Origin of the sequence: Pseudomonas sp. PDM28, from assembly GCF_019219115.1 — a bacterium.
Taxonomy (GTDB): domain Bacteria; phylum Pseudomonadota; class Gammaproteobacteria; order Pseudomonadales; family Pseudomonadaceae; genus Aquipseudomonas; species Aquipseudomonas laurylsulfatiphila.
On the sequence record NZ_JAHUWG010000004.1, the window covers coordinates 290101 to 306793 of the forward strand.

A 16693-nucleotide genomic window follows, 5' to 3' on the forward strand; every position below is an offset into this window, starting at 1 on the left:
AATGCGCGACATTCTAATCCCCAAGGCATGCTTTGTCTTGGCAAGGCTGAAGGTAAGATGGGCAACCATCGGGACGTTTTGACGCAGCAGAGGTCAAGATGCCCCGGGAAAGCATCCATAAAGCAGGAGTCATTCGATGGCCCGTATTAGTGTTGAACGTGCCCACGGCCTGGGTAAGGAAGCGGCTCGCGAGAAGGCCGACAAGCTGGCGCAGAAACTTTCCGATCAGTATGGCCTGGAGCCGCAGTGGTCCGGTGACACCCTGAACCTCAAGCGCTCGGGTGTGAAGGGTGCGGTGCATGTCAGTGAAGATTCGATCAAGGTCGATGTGGAACTGGGCCTGATGATGTCGGCCATGAGCGGCATGATCAAAGCGGAAATCGAAAAGGCGCTGGACAAGGCCCTCGTCTGATTTTCTGGTTGAAATGAGATCCCCTGTGGGAGCGGGCTTGCTCGCGAAGGCAGTCTGTCAGTTGACCAGGATGTTGACTGACACGACGCCTTCGCGAGCAAGCCCGCTCCCACATTTAGTTTGCGGTGCTCTCAAAGGTTTATGTCATTTGTTAGGGTGCCGTTTCTAATTTTTCTCCCTACTTTGTGCCAGAGCCCGACACTTATCCGGGCAGTTCCTCAAACCTTCTGCGCGTGAGGTGCACCATGGCCAAAGTTATTTTGAAGAAAAAAATCGACGCATCGACCAGCACGCTGGGCGACGTCAAATCCTATGCCCGCAAGATCTGGCTGGCAGGCCTGGGCGCCTACGCCAAGGTCGGCCAAGAGGGCAGCGAATACTTTCAAGAGCTGATCAAGGCTGGTCAGGTTGTTGAAAAGAAAGGCAAAAAAGTAGTCGCTGAGAAACTTGAAGCGGCCAATGCCGAGATCGATGAAGTCAAGAGTGAAGTCAGCACTTTCAAAGGCCGTGTCGAAGTTCAACTCGACAAGGTCGAGAAGGCGTTCGACACGCGTGTCGCAAGTGCCTTGAATCGTATCGGCATTCCGTCTAAACATGACGTTGAGACACTCTCTGCTAAGCTCGATGAGCTGACGGCATTGCTCGAACGTGTCGCGCGTAAATCTTAAGGAGAACGGGATGGCTGTTAAAAAGAAAACCGAAAAAGAAGGCAGCTCGTGGATCGGGAAGGTTGAAGATTACTCCCGAAAAATCTGGCTGGCTGGTTTAGGCGTGTACTCGAAGATCGACACTGACGGCAGCAAACTCTTCGATGCATTGGTTAAGGACGGCGAGAAAGCCGAGAAGCTCACCAAGAGCGCTGTTGGCAAGACAGTCGACGCCGCCAAGGACTCCGCTTCTTCGGCCAAATCGCGCATCAGCGGCGTGAAAGATCGCGCACTGGGCAAGTGGGATGAGCTCGAAGGTGCTTTCGACAAGCGTCTGAACAGCGCCATCTCGCGTCTGGGCGTACCGAGCCGCAACGAAGTCAAGGCACTGCACAGCAAGGTCGAGACCCTGACCAAGCAAATCGAAAAACTGACCGGTGCCAAAGTCGCGCCTGTCGCGGCGAAAACCGCGGCAGCCAAGCCTGCTGCCAAGACTGCCGCCGCCAAGCCAGCCGCGAAAACGGCTGCCAAGCCACTGGCAAAAGCAGCGGCTAAACCTGCTGCCAAGCCTGCCGCTAAAACTGCAGCCGCCAAACCTGCAGCGGCCAAGCCAGCGGCCAAACCGGCTGCGGCGAAAGCTGTCGCCAAACCGGCGGCCAAGCCAGCAGCGGCCAAGCCTGCGGCTAAAACAGCTGCAGCAAAACCCGCCGCCGCCAAGCCTGCAGCCAAACCAGCTGCTGCGAAAAAACCTGCAGTGAAGAAGCCGGCAGCTCCAAAAGCCGCCGCGCCAAAACCAGCAGTAGCAGCTGCCAAGCCGGCAACCCCGGCAACCCCGGCAGCCGCTCCGGTCAGCGCCTCGAACTCCGCGACCGCACCGACCCCTGCTGTCACCCCGACTGCCGCGCCAGCTCCATCGACGCCAACCAGTCAGTCCTGATTTTCAGGGCTCAAAAAAACGCCCGGCCTGCCAAGGTCGGGCGTTTTTGTTTGTGCGCGGATTTCTGAGCGACACAAGCCCACTGTGGGAGCGAGCTTGCTCGCGATAGCGGTGTATCAGTCGACATCCAGGTTGGCTGAACAGACGCCATCGCGAGCAAGCTCGCTCCCACAGGGGTGGCGGGTGTCAGGCTTACTCGTGTGCTTCCAGGTACTGCATCGCCATTTGCTCCGTCGCCACTTTGATCGGTGGCAACAGATGCGGCGCCACCAGCATCATGATCTGGTAAACCACCAACCGTACCTCGCCTTCGCGATCGAGAATCCGCTGGTAATCCAGTGAAAACAGCAGGGTCATGGTGATCTGTTCCACCAGTTGCCCTAACGCCTGGGTGTCGCTGACCAATTGCCCTTGAGCCTTCAATCGTGCGAGCAACGACGCCAGTGTGCGCTTGAGTGCATTGAGCAGGTTGCGAATGCCCTTGGCCAGTTTCGGCAGGCGTCCGGCGAGGTTCGACAGGTCCTGGAACAGAAACCGGTAGTGGGACAGGCGCTCGACGATCAGATGCAGGAACAGCCAGTAATCTTCGGGGCCCAATTCGACGTCGGACGGTGGGTCGAGCAGCGGTTGCAGTTCACATTGAAAGCGCTCGAACAGCCCGAGTATCAGCGGTTCCTTGCCGTGAAAGTGGTAGTAGAGGTTGCCGGGGCTGATACCCATTTCATTGGCAACTTCCATGGTGGAGACATTCGGTTCGCCCTTCTGGTTGAACAACTGCAGGGCACATTCGAGGATCCGGTCGCGGGTTTTCATCCAGTCTTCTTAATGATCGGGTCTTGCCACGGCCGGCAGCGGCCGTGGCGCGTTGAACGTCAGCGCACGCGCACGTAAGTACCGGGTGCTGCCTCCATCGGTGGGTAGTTCTGGTTGCCGAGCGCCATGTGGGTTTCCTTCTGCGCGCCGGAGCGTTCCTGAATCCAGCCCAGCCATTGGGTCCACCAACTGCCGTCGACATGTTTGGCGTCGTAGTACCAGGCACGGGGATCGCTGCTCAGTTTGCCGTTCTCGACGTAGTTGGCTTTCGGGTTGCTCGGCGGGTTGAGGATGCTCTGCACATGACCGCTGTTGGACAGCACGAAGCGCCGTTCGCCACCGAGCAACAGCGTCGAGCGATACACCGCGTCCCACGGTGTGATGTGATCGTTGATGCCGGCGACGCTGAAACTGTCGACGGTGACCTTCTGCAAATCGATCGGCGTGCCACACACTTCCAGTCCGCCCGGGTGGGTCAGCGGGTTGTGCTTGAAGAAGTCCAGCAGGTCGCCATGCAGGGCGGCCGGCAGGCGCGTGTTGTCGTTGTTCCAGTAGAGGATGTCGAACGCCGGTGGCTCCTTGCCCAACAGGTAGTTGTTGACGAAGTAGCTCCAGATCAAATCGTTGGGGCGCATCCAGGCGAAGACCTTGGCCATGTCACGGCCGTCCAGCACACCTTTCTGATAGGAGCGGCGCTTGGCAGCCTCCAGCGTCTGTTCGTCGGCGAACAGCGTAGCGGGGCTGTCCAGCTGACTGTCGAGCAGGCTCACCAGATACGTCGCGCTGGACACCCTGCGCAGCTGCCGCTTGGCCTGCAAATGGCCTTGCAGCGCGGCAATGGTCAGCCCGCCGGCGCAGGCGCCCATCAGGTTGACCTCGCGTGCGCCGGTGATCGCCCGGCAGACATTCATCGCTTCTTCCACGGCTTCGACGTAGGTCGAGAGCCCCCATTCGCGGTGACGCACATCCGGGTTGCGCCAGCTGATCATGAAGGTTTGCAGGCCGTTTTTCAGGGCGTACTGGACGAAACTGTTGTGCGGGCTCAGGTCAAAAATGTAGTACTTGTTGATTTGCGGCGGCACCACCAGCAGGGGCTTGGAATACTGCTTTTCGCTCATCGGCTTGTACTGGATCAACTCCAGCAGCTCGTTGCGGAACACCACGGCTCCGGTGGTGGTGGCGACCGTCCTGCCGACCTCGAACGCTTGCTTGGTGACTTGCCGGGGCAGGCCGTCGTTATGCAGCAGGTCGTCCACCAGATGGCCGATGCCCCGCACCAGGCTGTTACCGCCGGAATTGAACAGCTCCTTGACCGCCAGTGGGTTGAGCAGGGTGTTGGAGGGCGATACGGCGTCGTTGAGCAAGGCGAAGGCGAAGTGGGCGCGGGCGCGGTCGTCCGGGCTCATGTTGCTCTCATCGATCCAGCTTTTGACCTGCTTCTGCCAGCTCAGATAGGCCTGCAGGCTACGGCGATAAAACGGGTTGAGGCTCCACGCCGGGTCGGCGAAGCGAGCGTCCTGCGGGTTGGTCGGGTGCAGGGTCTCGCCCAGCAGCACGCGGCCAAGCTGACCGCCGAGTTTGAGGGCATGCCGGGCGCTGTGCAGTGGGTTGCGCAAGCCATGGGCGGCCACACTGCGCAGGGTCGACAGCAGATCCCGGCCACGCAGACCGGTAATCGCACTCTGTGCATTGATGAACGCGGCGGGAGTCGCCAAGGACTCCCTCGCTGGTTTCTCGCGCATGATTCAACACTCCTTCGTCTTCAGGCCAAAAACAAACACACTGAACCAGAACACCATAGACGCTGTAACGGGTTGTTGCGCGGCGTGGCGTCCTGCCGACCGCTGAGGCAGCGCTTTAACTGCCCAATGGCGCCGGACGCGGATGCATCACCGCGCGCTGGCGCTCCTCCTCCAGGAATTTCATGATGATCGGGGCCACCGCTTCGGCCCGGGTAATCAGGAACAGATGACCGTCATCGATGATGTGCAACTGGGCGTTGGGAATCCGCCAGGCCAGCAAGCGCATGTTGACCAGCGGGATCAACGGGTCATCGTCACCGGCCAGCACCAGGGTCGGCTGGCGGATCTTGTGCAGCCAGTGGATGCTGGTCCAGCCGAGGCCGGCGAACAGTTGCCAGTAGTAACCGAGCTTGCCCGCCGAACGCACCTTGGCCGCATGGCTGGCGGCGAGCGTCGGGTCGCGACGGAACGCACCCCCGTAGATCATCGGCGCAATGCGGATCACGTGGGACGGCTGGATGTAGCGTCGCGGGCTGGCCATCATCCACAACACTTTCGGCTTGCCCGGCACCATCACCGCACCCGCCGCCGTGGCGGCCAGCACGAGTTTCTTGCAGCGCTCCGGGTAGTCATAAGCAAACTGCTGGGCCAGGGCGCCACCCCAGGACACGCCGATGACGTTGACCTGCCCGTAGTCGAGATAGTCGAGCATCCGCGCCGTGAGCTTGGCCAACCCCGGAAAACGATACGGCCGGTTTGGCGTCGACGAACCGCCGACACCGGGTACGTCGAAGGCGATGACTTCCAGGTCCGGGTCCAGCGCGGCAATGAACGGGAACACCAGCTCCAGGTTGGCGCCGATACCGTTGAAAATCAGCAGGGGCGTCAAGTGAGGCTTGCCGGGGCGTACCGCCGTGCGGAGCGTCTGGCCATCCAGGTCGACGGTACGGAATATGAAGGGTTGCGGCATGCTTCAGGCCCTGTGGGTCGCTTTTTCCAGTTCATCCCCGCCCCCTGTGGGAGCGAGCTTGCTCGCGATAGCGGAGTGTCAGTCGGCGCATATGCCAAACCAGCCACCGTCATCGCGAGCAAGCTCGCTCGCACAGGGAAGTCGAGGTGTGTCAGTTACCGCTCGTGTACATAAGTGCCCGGTGCGGCTTCGCCCGCCGGGTACGCCTTGTTGCCCAGTTTCAGCGGAGCTTTTTTCAGATTGCCCGAGCGCTGTGCCTGCCAGGCCTGCCAATGCAGCCACCACGAATCGGCGTGCTTGGTCGACTCTTCCTGCCAGTCATCGGCATTGGTGGGCATTTCAGTGCTGGTCATGTAGCGCGATTTCGGATTGCCCGGCGGATTCAGGATGCTCTGGATATGCCCGCTGCTGGACAGCACGAATTCAACATTGCCGCCGAACAGTTGCGCCGACTTGTAGCAGGAGCGCCACGGGGTGATGTGGTCGCTGGTCCCGGCCAAGGAAAAGATATCGGCAGTGACCTGCTTCAGGTCGATCGGTGTGCCGCACACTTCCAGTGCATTCGGACGAATCAATGGATTGCTTTTGAACATTTCGATCAGGTCGCCGTGGAACGCAGCAGGTAACCGGGTGGTGTCGTTGTTCCAGAACAGGATGTCGAACACCGGTGGCTCGTTGCCCAGCAGGTAGTTGTTGACCCAGTAGTTCCAGATCAGATCGTTGGGGCGCATCCAGGCAAAGACTTTCGCCATGTCGCGGCCTTCCAGCACGCCGGCCTGATAGGAGTGGCGCTTGGCGCTTTCGAGGGTTTGTTCGTCGACGAACAGCGCTACATCGCTGTCCAGGGTGGTGTCGAGCACACTGACCAGCAGGGTGAGGGCGTTGACCTTGTTCTCGCCAATCGCTGCGTAATGGCCCAGCAACGCGGTGCAGGTGATGCCGCCGGAGCAGGCACCGAGCATGTTCACGTCCTTGCTGCCGGTGATCGCAGTGACCACGTCGACCGCTTCCTTGAGCGCCTCGATGTAAGTCGACAGGCCCCACTCACGCTGCTCCTTGGTCGGGTTGCGCCAGCTGACGATGAAGGTCTGCACGTTGCTGCGCAGGCAGAACCGCGCCAGGCTTTTCTCCGGGCTGAGGTCGAAAACGTAGAATTTGTTGATTTGCGGTGGCACTACCAGCAAAGGGCGCTCGTGCACCTGTTCGGTGATGGGCTTGTACTGGATCAGCTCCAGCACGTCGTTGCGAAATACCACTGCACCTTCGGTCACGGCCAGGGTCTTGCCGACCTCGAATGCTCCCATGTTGACCTGGCTCGGCATGCCGCCGTTGTGTACCAGATCCTTGGCCAGATGCGAGAGGCCGTCGAGCAGGCTTTTACCGCCGGTCTCGAAGAAACGCTTGACCGCCGCCGGGTTGGCCGCCGTGTTGGTCGGGGCGAAGGCCTCGGTCATGAGGTTGATCACGAAGTGCCCGCGGTTGACGTCCTTGGCCGGCAGGTTGCTGTCATCGATCCAGTCGTGGAGTTCCTTGCGCCACGCCAGGTAGGTTTGCAAATAACGTTTGTAGAGCGGGTTCTGGCTCCAGGCCGGATCGGCGAAGCGACGGTCATCGCTAGTCGGAAGAAGCTCGGATTTGCCTAGCAGTACATTCTTGAGTTCAAGGCCGAAATGGGCGACATGCTTGGCGCTGTGAATCGGTTGCTTGATGGCCTGCCTGAGCACCATGCGAGCAGAAGCCAGTAGATCTTTTCCACGCAATCCAACGACAGGATTCAGCCCCAAGGTGTTTTCGGAGGCTTGTTGCTTCAAGTCATCGTTATTCTTGTTACTCATCTACGACGCTCCAATGTCCTGAGACGAGTACCCGGGGCCCGCTGTGCAGTCACACAACCAATGCCAGGTACTGCTGCTCGGGTGACCGTTAATACTGCATCGCTGCTTTTGTTCGCAGTGAGCACTGCAGGGAACTTGCCAGTTCCATTGGTTACCCGAGTTTAATTTTTTTCGCAAGCAGGCCAATCGACGGCCCTGGAGCGGAGCATTCAAACAGATGAAATTAGAAAATGCCCTCTAAAGAGCAAGAGGCTCGGATTAGAGCATCAGCTTGACGACGGATTCGTTCGGGTCGCGGGTTTTTCCAGCCGCTTTAAGCTCGGCCAGATAATCTTCCCACAGTGCGTCATAACGTCGCGCCAGTTCGTAGAGGTATTCCCAGGTGAACAGGCCGCTGTCGTGACCGTCATCGAAGGTCAGTTTCAGTGCGTACTGACCGGCCGGTTCTATCTTGGTCAGGCCTACGTTGATCTTGCCAAATTGCAGGATGGGTTTGCCGTGGCCCTGGACCTCGGCGGAAGGAGAGTGCACGCGCAGGAACTCGGCGGGCAGGGTGTATTCCTCGCCGGACGCGTATTTCAGCGACAGGGTTTTCGAGGCTTTGTGCAGCTTGATGTCGGTGGGGATCATGACCGGATGTCCGCTTTGTGGAGATCCTTGTGGGAGCGAGCTTGCTCGCGATTGCGGTATCACATTCAACATGAGTATCGAATGAGATGGCCTCATCGCGAGCAAGCTCGCTCCCACAGGTTCTCTATCGCTGTAAGAGTTGCTTACAGGATATAACGGGACAGGTCTTCGTTCTGCGCCAATTCGCCCAGGTGGCTGTTGACGTAGTCGGCGTCGATCTGGATCACCTTGCCATCATGGGCGCTGGCCAGGTCGCCGGCGCTGAACGACACCTCTTCGAGCAGGCGCTCGAGCAGGGTGTGCAGGCGACGGGCACCGATGTTTTCGGTTTTCTCGTTGACCTGCCAGGCGATCTCCGCGATGCGCTTGATGCCGCTCGGCTGGAACTCGATGCCCAGGCCTTCGGTTTTCAGCAGCGCGCAGTATTGCTCGGTGAGCGAGGCGTGAGGCTCGCTGAGGATACGTTCGAAGTCTTCCGGGCTCAGGGCCTTGAGTTCGACACGGATCGGCAGACGGCCTTGCAGCTCGGGCACCAGATCGCTTGGCTTGCTCAGGTGGAACGCACCGGATGCAATGAACAGGATGTGGTCGGTCTTGACCATGCCCAGCTTGGTGTTGACGGTGCAGCCTTCGATCAGCGGCAGCAAGTCGCGCTGCACGCCTTCGCGGGATACATCGACGCCACCGGAATTACCACGCTTGGCGACCTTGTCGATTTCGTCGATGAACACGATGCCGTGCTGCTCGACGGCTTCCAGTGCCTTGGCCTTCAACTCTTCATCGTTGACCAGACGGCTGGCTTCTTCGTCGCGCACCATCTTCAGCGCTTCTTTGACCTTGAGCTTGCGGGCTTTTTTCTTGCCCTTGCCCATGTTGGCAAACAGGCTTTGCAGCTGGTTGGTCATTTCTTCCATGCCCGGTGGCGCGGAGATGTCGACGCCGGCCATTTCGGCGACTTCGATTTCGATCTCCTTGTCGTCCAGCTGACCTTCGCGCAGGCGCTTGCGGAACAGCTGGCGGGTGTTTGAATCGGCAGTCGGGGCGTCGTCGTTGCTGAAGCCCATGCGTGCCGGTGGCAGCAGGGCGTCGAGGATGCGCTCTTCGGCGGCGTCTTCGGCGCGGTGGCGAACCTTGACGATTTCCTGCTCGCGCAGCAGCTTGATCGCGGCATCGGCCAGGTCACGAATGATCGATTCGACGTCACGGCCGACATAGCCGACTTCGGTGAACTTGGTTGCTTCGACCTTGATGAACGGCGCATTGGCCAGCTTTGCCAGGCGACGGGCGATCTCGGTTTTACCGACGCCGGTCGGGCCGATCATCAGGATGTTCTTTGGCGTGACTTCAACGCGCAGCTCTTCAGGCAGCTGCATGCGGCGCCAGCGGTTGCGCAGGGCAATGGCGACGGCGCGCTTGGCATCGTCCTGGCCGATGATGTGGCGGTTGAGTTCGTGGACGATTTCACGGGGAGTCATGGACATAATATTCAGTGGACCTCAAGCAAGAATGAGCCGTGGTGCGGTGGCTGCACGGGCTTACTCGGCGCAGTCCTGCTCCTCAATGGTCTGGGTGTGGTTGGTGAATACGCAGATGTCGCCGGCGATACCGAGGGCGGTTTCGACGATTTCCCGGGCTGACAGGTCGGTTTTTTTCAGCAGCGCGCTGGCTGCGGCCTGGGCGTAGGCGCCACCGGAACCCATGGCGATCAGGCCGTCTTCGGGTTCGACCACGTCACCGTTGCCGGTAATGATCAGGGAGGCGTCCTTGTTGGCAACCGCGAGCATGGCTTCAAGGCGGCTCAGGGAGCGGTCGGTGCGCCATTCTTTGGCGAGTTCGACGGCGGCGCGCACCAGGTGGCCCTGGTGTTTTTCAAGCTGGCCTTCGAAACGTTCGAAGAGGGTAAAGGCGTCGGCGGTGGCACCGGCAAAACCGGCAATGACCTGGCCGTGGTACAGGCGGCGAACTTTTTTCGCGTTGCCTTTCATCACGGTATTACCAAGGGAAACCTGGCCGTCGCCGCCCATGACGACTTTGCCGTGGCGGCGAACTGAAACGATGGTGGTCAAGGGAAGAGTCTCCACGCAGCGGGGCGAAAATGCCTTATGCCCATTCATATGGGGGTGGTGGAGGGTTTTTCAACTGTAAGGCGTGAGAGGGGACGAGTGGTGGCAGGCAGGGGAGGGATGTGTTGTCCGTTCGGACACCATCGCTGGCAAGCCAGCTCCCACAGGATAATCCCCAACCCTGTGGGAGCTGGCTTGCCAGCGATGAACGATGACTCGGTTGACCTTGGGGGGTCAGCGGCTCTGGCGTTGTTGTAACAACAGATTACTGAAGCCGGCGCCGGCCAGTTGTTTCTGGGCGGTCGTCAGTTGTTCGCGGTTGCTGAACGGTCCGACCAGTACCCGATACCAGGTTTCGTCCTTCACCGTACCGGACTCTACCGAAACGGCCTGGCCCAGCAGAATGATCTGCGCCCGAACCTTGTCCGCATCGGTTTCCTTGCGGAACGAACCCGCCTGCAGGAAAAACTTCGTCACAGGCGCAGCCTTGACCGGTGGCGCTGGCGGCGGCGTGATCCCGGCCAATGCAGCCTGGGCGCGAGCCGTGTCGATCTTCGCCGCTTCGGCCGGGGTGACAGGCGTAGTCGGGATGGCCGGCACTTGTGGCGTCGGCAGGGTTTTTTCCGGCACGGCATCCGGCGGCACGATGACTTCCGATTCCGGCAGCAAGGTGTAGAAGTCGTACTTCGGCTTCACCGGTTGCGTCGGGCTCGGCGGGGTCTTGTTGGCCTCGGCGATCTTGCTGGCTTTCTGCTGTTGCTGTTGCTCGACCTTTTCACGCTTGACCGTGTCGCTGCCCTTGCCCGGTTCCAGCTTCATCAGGAACACGATGAACGCGCCGACCGTCAGGCCGATGGCCATCCACAGCCAGCCCGGGATCGGTTGCTTTGCAGGAGCTTGGTAACGGCTGGCGCCACGCTTGGGTGCAGGTTTTTTCTTGGCAGCCAACTTACATACGCTCCAGAGTTTCCAGGCCCAAGAGTTCCAGGCCTTGCTTGAGGGTGCGTCCGGTCAGCGCGGCGAGGCGCAGGCGGCTCTGCATTTGTGCCGGGGTGTCGGCGGCGAGGATCGGGCAGTTCTCGTAGAAGCTGGAGAACAGGCCGGCGACGTCGTACAGGTAGGTGCAGAGGATGTGCGGGGTGCCTTTTTCGGACACGTTGTTCAGGATCTCGCCAAACTGCGCAAGCTTCGCTGCCAGTTCGAGTTCGTGTGTCGCTTCGAGGACGATCTGGCCGTCGACTTCGCTGAAGTCCTTGCCGAGTTTACGGAACACGCCGGCCACACGGGTGTAGGCGTACAGCAGGTAGGGCGCCGTGTTGCCTTCGAAATTGAGCATCAGGTCGAAGTTGAAGCTGTAGTCGCTGGTGCGGTGCTTGGACAGGTCGGCGTATTTCACTGCGCCGATGCCCACCACCTTGGCGATGTTGCGCAACTCGGCCTCGGCCAGCTCCGGGTTTTTGTCCTTGACCAGGGTGTAGGCACGTTCCTGGGCTTCGGTCAGCAGGTCGATCAGCTTCACGGTGCCGCCATCACGGGTCTTGAACGGACGGCCGTCAGCGCCGTTCATGGTGCCGAAGCCCATGTGTTCCATTTCCATCGGATGGGTCACGAAACCGGCCTTGCGCGCCACGGCAAACACTTGCTGGAAGTGCAGGGCCTGACGCTGGTCGACGAAGTACAGCGCGCGATCGGCCTTGAGCTTGCCGCTGCGGTAGCGCACGGCCGCCAGGTCGGTGGTGGCGTAGAGGTAGCCACCGTCAGCCTTGACGATGATCACCGGCAGCGGGTCGCCGTCGGCGTTCTTGAACTCGTCGAGGAACACGCACTGGGCGCCGTTGCTCTCGACCAGCATGCCAGCGGCCTTCAAATCGTTGACCACGTTGATCAGGTCGTCGTTGTAGGCGCTTTCGCCCATCACGTCGGCCATGGTCAGTTTGACGTTGAGCAGTTCGTAGATCTTCTGGCAGTGGGACAGCGAGATGTCCTTGAACTTGGTCCACAGGGCCAGGCAGTCGGCATCGCCGGCCTGCAGCTTGACCACCAGGCCGCGGGCGCGGTCGGCGAACTCTTCGGATTCGTCGAAGCGCTGCTTGGCGGCGCGGTAGAAATTTTCCAGGTCCGACAGCTCGTCGCTGGTGATCGGGTTTTCCTGCAGGTAAGCCATCAGCATGCCGAACTGGGTGCCCCAGTCGCCGACGTGGTTCTGACGGATCACGGTGTCGCCGAGGAATTCGAGAACGCGGGCCACGCCGTCGCCGATGATGGTCGAGCGCAGGTGGCCGACGTGCATCTCCTTGGCCAGGTTCGGTGCCGACAGGTCGACCACGGTGCGCTGTACCGGGCCGGCCTTGCGCACGCCAATGTGGTCATCGGCCAGGGCGGCGTCCAGGCGGGTCGCCAGGGCGTCGGTGTTCTGGAAGAAGTTCAGGAAGCCGGGACCTGCGATTTCGGTCTTGGCAACGTTTTCGTCAGCCGGCAGCGCGGCGATGATTTTTTCCGCCAGATCGCGGGGCTTCATGCCGGCCGGTTTGGCCAGCATCATGGCGATGTTGCTGGCGAAGTCGCCGTTCTTCTTGTCGCGGGAGTTTTCCACCTGGATCGCCGGCGACAGGCCTTCAGGCAACACACCTTCGTTGACGAGTTGGGTGATGGCTTGTTGGATCAGCTGGCGAATGGTGTCTTTCATGGTCTTCTCTTTCGACCGCAGGCGCGGCGGCGCATCATGCGCTGGTGGAAAAACTGGGCATTATCCGTTGCGAAGACGGGCTTGCCAACCTTAGCAGGCAGGTTGTGGATGTGTGGTGACAATTTGACCGCAATCGCGAGCAAGCTCGCTCCCACAGGTTCTGTGGTGGACACAAATTGTATTTCCACTGAAAAACCATTGTGGGAGCGAGCTTGCTCGCGATTACGGTTTTGAAATCAATACAAATCGACAGGATCGACATCCAAAGACCAGCGCACCGCCCGCCCACTCGGCATCTGCTCCAGCACCAACAGCCAACTGGCCAACAACCGATGCAACGGCGCCCGGGCCGTAGCCTGCAACAACAACTGCGCACGATAACGCCCCGCCCGTCGCTCCATTGGCGCCGGCACCGGCCCCAACAGTTCGATCCCGGTCAAACCCTGTTCAGCCAGCAAACGCTCGGCCTCACTGCACGCCTCATCGAGAAAACCTTCGGCTTGACCCGGTTTATGCGCTTCGGCCCGCAACAACGCCAAATGCGCAAACGGCGGCAAGCCAGCCGCGCGGCGTTCGCTCAGGGCCTGTTCGGCGAAGGCGAAATAGCCTTGTTCGGTCAGTTGCACCAGCAGCGGGTGGTCGGCCAGGTGCGTCTGGATAATCACCTTGCCCGGCTCTTCGGCCCGGCCTGCGCGACCGGCGACCTGGACGATCAGTTGCGCCATGCGTTCGCTGGCGCGGAAGTCGCCGGAGAACAGACCGCCGTCGGCGTCGAGGATCGACACCAGCGTCACCCGCGGGAAGTGGTGCCCTTTGGCAAGCATTTGCGTGCCGATCAAAATGCACGGCTGACCTTTTTGAATGGTCGCGAACAACTGGTTCATCGCGTCCTTGCGCGATGTGCTGTCGCGGTCGACCCGCAGCACCGGATAGTCCGGGAACAGAATCGCCAGGCGCTCCTCGGCCCGTTCGGTGCCGGCGCCGACGGGGCGCAGATCGACCTTGTTGCACTTCGGGCACTGGCGCGGCACGCGTTCGACGTAGCCGCAGTGGTGGCAGCGCAACTCGCCGTAACGCTGATGCACGGTCATTCGCGCATCGCAGCGCTGGCACTCGGACATCCAGCCGCAATCGTGACACAGCAGGGTCGGGGCGAAGCCGCGGCGGTTAAGGAATACCAGTACCTGCTGCCCGGCGGCCAGGGTCTGGCCGATGGCTTGTTGCATCGGCCCGGAAATGCCGCTGTCCAGCGGGCGGCTTTTGACATCCAGGCGCAGGAAGCGCGGCTGTTTGGCCCCGCCGGCGCGCTCATTCAGGCGCAGCAGTCCGTACCGGCCGGTGTAGGCGTTGTGCAGGCTTTCCAGCGAGGGGGTGGCGGAGCCGAGGACGATCGGGATGTTTTCCTGTCGCGCCCGTACCAGCGCCAAATCACGGGCGTGGTAGCGCAAGCCCTCCTGCTGTTTATAGGAGCCGTCGTGCTCTTCGTCGATGATGATCAGGCCGGGGTTCTTCATCGGCGTGAACAGGGCCGAACGGGTGCCGATAATGATGTCGGCCTCACCGTCCCGGGCAGCCAGCCAGGCATCGAGGCGTTCGCGGTCATTGACCGCCGAATGGATCAGCGCGATGCGGGCATTGAAGCGCTGTTCGAAGCGCGCCAGGGTCTGCGGGCCGAGGTTGATTTCCGGGATAAGCACCAGTGCCTGCTTGCCGGCCTCGAGGGTTTCGCGGATCAGCTGCAGATAGACTTCGGTCTTGCCGCTGCCGGTGACGCCGGCCAGCAGGAATGCGTGGTAACTGTCGAAGCCGGCGCGAATGGCCTCATAGGCGGCGCGCTGCTCCGGGTTCAGCGGCAGCTCCGGTTGCGCCAGCCAGTGTTCGTGGCGTGCACCGGGGGCGTGCCGGCGGATCTCGACCTGCACCAGTTCCTTGGCCAGCAGCAAGTCCAGGCTGTCCTTGCTCAGCATCAGTTTGCTCAGCAACTGATGGGCGACGCCGTGGGGATGCTGGGCCAGCGTGGCCAGGGCTTCGCGCTGGCGCGGGGCGCGGGCGATGCGCGGATCATCGAGGCTGGCGCCTGGCGCGGCAGACCAGAAGCGTTCCTGGCGCGCTTCGGCCAGCTCACCCTGGCGCAGCAGCACCGGCAACGCCCAGCTCAAGGTGTCGCCGAGGCTGTGTTGATAGTACTGAGAAGTCCACAGGCACAGCTTGAACAGCGCGGGCGGCAGCGGTGGCGTAGCGTCGAGCAAGGCCAGGGCCGGCTTGAGTTTCTCGGCCGGTACTTCGCTGGTGTCGGTGACTTCCACCAGAATCCCGATCATCTCGCGCCGGCCGAACGGTACCCGCAGGCGCATGCCGGGGTGCAGTTGGGCACGCAGGACGCCGGCCGGAGCGCGGTAGTCGAACAGGCGGCGCAGCGGCGAAGGCAGGGCGAGGCGCAGAATGGCGTCGGGCACGCGGGGATCTCGATCAGCGGAATAAACAGCAGGGCTACGACCTGTGGGAGCGGGCTTGCTCGCGAAGACGGCGTGTCAGTCAACATTCAAGTAGCCTGACACACCGCTTTCGCGAGCAAGCCCGCTCCCACAGGGGCGGCGATTTGGTCGGGAGCCTAGCAGACGACTGGTTTGAGCGACAGCTTGCGTGAACGGGATTGTCTGGTAGAATCCGCGGCCTAATTACGTGCGGTATTCAACAATAGTGTTGGGTGGCGGCACGCTAGCCTGAGGAAAACACCATGAAAGCTGATATCCATCCAGAATACCCGGCAGTTGCTGTTACCTGCAGCTGCGGCAACAAGTTCGAAACCCGTTCGACCTTCGGCAAAGCCCTGGCGATCGACGTTTGCAACGAATGCCACCCGTTCTACACCGGTAAGCAGAAGACTCTGGACACCGGTGGTCGCGTACAGAAGTTCGCCGACCGTTTCGGTGCTTTCGGCGCGAAAAAGGCCTAAGGCCGATCAACTTGGGAAGCCGCTACGGTTTTTCCATGCTGATGAAAAAGGCGTCCCTCGCGGGCGCCTTTTTTGTGTCCGCGATTTGGCTGTCTGGCGCGCAGGCCTTTTGTCCGACGCCAGGCGGCCTGACACCCGTCGCGGTGCAACGGGTGGTGGATGGCGATACCCTGCGCCTGAGCGATGGCCGCAATGTGCGCATGATCGGCTTGAACACGCCGGAGCTGGGCAAGCAGGGCCGTTCCGACGAACCCTTCGCCGTGGCCGCGCGCAAACGCCTTGAGGCCTTGGTGGCGGCCAGTGACGGGCGGGTCGGGTTGGTGCCTGGCAAAGAAAGCAAGGACCATTACGGCCGCACGCTGGCCCATGTCTATGGTGCAGATGGCGCCAACCTCGAAGCGCAGATGCTCGCCGAAGGCCTGGGTTTCCAGGTGGCCGTGGCGCCGAACGTCGATCTGGTCGCCTGTCAGCAAGCCGCAGAGCGCAACGCTCGACAGGCCGGGCTCGGTGTGTGGCGCCAGTCGCCTGTACTGAAAGCGGAACAGATCAGCACTTCCGGCTTTGCCGTGCTCAGCGGTCGTGTGAGCAAGGTGCAGCGCAATCGAGGTGGGGTTTGGATCGAGTTGCAGGACTCGGTTGTATTGCGCGTTGCACCCAATCTGCTGGCGCGTTTCGATGTGAACTTGCTGGAAAGCCTCAAGGGCAAGCAGATCGAGGCGCGTGGCTGGGTGCTGGATCGTTCGCGACGTGGCGGATTGAAAGAAGGGCAGGCGCGCTGGATGTTGCCCTTGTCCGACCCGGCGATGCTTCAAGCAGTGCAGTGATAAAAAATTGTAGACATTTTTTCTGTCGATTGTGAACAGTCTAGCCCTTGTGAGCCGTGGCTCTTGGCCCAAAGTCGTAGGGGCGGGCGCTTGACAGGGGTGACCAGTCAGTCTTGTGGGGACTTTGCGAGGCGCGTATCCTCGCTGACCAGTCTGTCCAACAGTAAAAAGCGGAATG

At 60.9% G+C, this 16693-nt stretch carries 15 protein-coding genes; 5 read left to right on the plus strand and 10 right to left on the minus strand.

The genetic code is table 11. From position 1 onward, the window contains the following. Positions 1 to 136 precede the first annotated feature (136 nt). From KW841_RS10685 to KW841_RS10695, 3 genes are all read left to right on the plus strand, one after another. On the plus strand, positions 137 to 412 hold the full coding sequence (locus KW841_RS10685; protein WP_015093124.1) for a polyhydroxyalkanoic acid system family protein: 276 nt from the start codon (positions 137 to 139) through the stop codon (positions 410 to 412). Positions 413 to 657: 245 nt separating this feature from the next. Further along, positions 658 to 1080 carry a phasin family protein gene (locus tag KW841_RS10690; RefSeq protein WP_104451116.1) on the plus strand — a complete coding sequence of 141 codons (423 nt, stop codon included), beginning with the start codon at positions 658 to 660 and terminating at the stop codon, positions 1078 to 1080. Positions 1081 to 1090: 10 nt separating this feature from the next. Then, complete coding sequence (locus KW841_RS10695; protein WP_218475823.1) at positions 1091 to 1996, plus strand: phasin family protein; 906 nt, start codon at positions 1091 to 1093, stop codon at positions 1994 to 1996. 192 nt (positions 1997 to 2188) lie between these two features. On the opposite strand, the gene KW841_RS10700 is transcribed toward KW841_RS10695, so the two are convergent. The 10 genes from KW841_RS10700 to KW841_RS10745 form a co-directional block, all read right to left on the minus strand. Continuing rightward, positions 2189 to 2809, minus strand: coding sequence for a TetR/AcrR family transcriptional regulator (locus KW841_RS10700; RefSeq protein WP_007975574.1), 621 nt, complete (start codon positions 2807 to 2809; stop codon positions 2189 to 2191). Between the two features lie 59 nt (positions 2810 to 2868). Beyond that, positions 2869 to 4551 carry a class II poly(R)-hydroxyalkanoic acid synthase gene (phaC, locus tag KW841_RS10705; protein ID WP_218475825.1) on the minus strand — a complete coding sequence of 561 codons (1683 nt, stop codon included), beginning with the start codon at positions 4549 to 4551 and terminating at the stop codon, positions 2869 to 2871. 115 nt (positions 4552 to 4666) lie between these two features. After that, on the minus strand, positions 4667 to 5521 hold the full coding sequence (phaZ, locus tag KW841_RS10710; protein ID WP_007975576.1) for a poly(3-hydroxyalkanoate) depolymerase: 855 nt from the start codon (positions 5519 to 5521) through the stop codon (positions 4667 to 4669). A gap of 155 nt (positions 5522 to 5676) precedes the next feature. Beyond that, the gene (gene phaC / locus KW841_RS10715) at positions 5677 to 7356 is read right to left on the minus strand and encodes a class II poly(R)-hydroxyalkanoic acid synthase (RefSeq protein WP_218475827.1); all 1680 of its coding nucleotides are present in this window, start codon (positions 7354 to 7356) and stop codon (positions 5677 to 5679) included. Between the two features lie 258 nt (positions 7357 to 7614). After that, on the minus strand, positions 7615 to 7986 hold the full coding sequence (locus tag KW841_RS10720; RefSeq protein WP_218475829.1) for a gamma-butyrobetaine hydroxylase-like domain-containing protein: 372 nt from the start codon (positions 7984 to 7986) through the stop codon (positions 7615 to 7617). A gap of 143 nt (positions 7987 to 8129) precedes the next feature. Then, the gene (hslU, locus tag KW841_RS10725; RefSeq protein WP_102698564.1) at positions 8130 to 9467 is read right to left on the minus strand and encodes an HslU--HslV peptidase ATPase subunit; all 1338 of its coding nucleotides are present in this window, start codon (positions 9465 to 9467) and stop codon (positions 8130 to 8132) included. 54 nt (positions 9468 to 9521) lie between these two features. Next, positions 9522 to 10052 carry an ATP-dependent protease subunit HslV gene (hslV, locus tag KW841_RS10730; protein WP_007975582.1) on the minus strand — a complete coding sequence of 177 codons (531 nt, stop codon included), beginning with the start codon at positions 10050 to 10052 and terminating at the stop codon, positions 9522 to 9524. Between the two features lie 231 nt (positions 10053 to 10283). After that, positions 10284 to 10997, minus strand: coding sequence for an SPOR domain-containing protein (locus tag KW841_RS10735; RefSeq protein WP_007999206.1), 714 nt, complete (start codon positions 10995 to 10997; stop codon positions 10284 to 10286). 1 nt (position 10998) lies between these two features. Then, a complete protein-coding gene (gene argS, locus KW841_RS10740; protein WP_218475831.1) occupies positions 10999 to 12735 on the minus strand; it encodes an arginine--tRNA ligase in 1737 nt (578 codons plus the stop codon). Positions 12736 to 12971: 236 nt separating this feature from the next. Continuing rightward, the gene (locus tag KW841_RS10745) at positions 12972 to 15191 is read right to left on the minus strand and encodes a primosomal protein N' (RefSeq protein WP_033047971.1); all 2220 of its coding nucleotides are present in this window, start codon (positions 15189 to 15191) and stop codon (positions 12972 to 12974) included. A gap of 281 nt (positions 15192 to 15472) precedes the next feature. On the opposite strand from KW841_RS10745, the gene rpmE reads away from it, so the two are divergent. Together rpmE and KW841_RS10755 are read left to right on the plus strand one after the other, a co-directional pair. Continuing rightward, a complete protein-coding gene (gene rpmE, locus KW841_RS10750) occupies positions 15473 to 15691 on the plus strand; it encodes a 50S ribosomal protein L31 (RefSeq protein ID WP_007975586.1) in 219 nt (72 codons plus the stop codon). A gap of 35 nt (positions 15692 to 15726) precedes the next feature. Next, the gene (locus tag KW841_RS10755) at positions 15727 to 16515 is read left to right on the plus strand and encodes a thermonuclease family protein (protein ID WP_218475833.1); all 789 of its coding nucleotides are present in this window, start codon (positions 15727 to 15729) and stop codon (positions 16513 to 16515) included. Positions 16516 to 16693 lie beyond the last annotated feature (178 nt).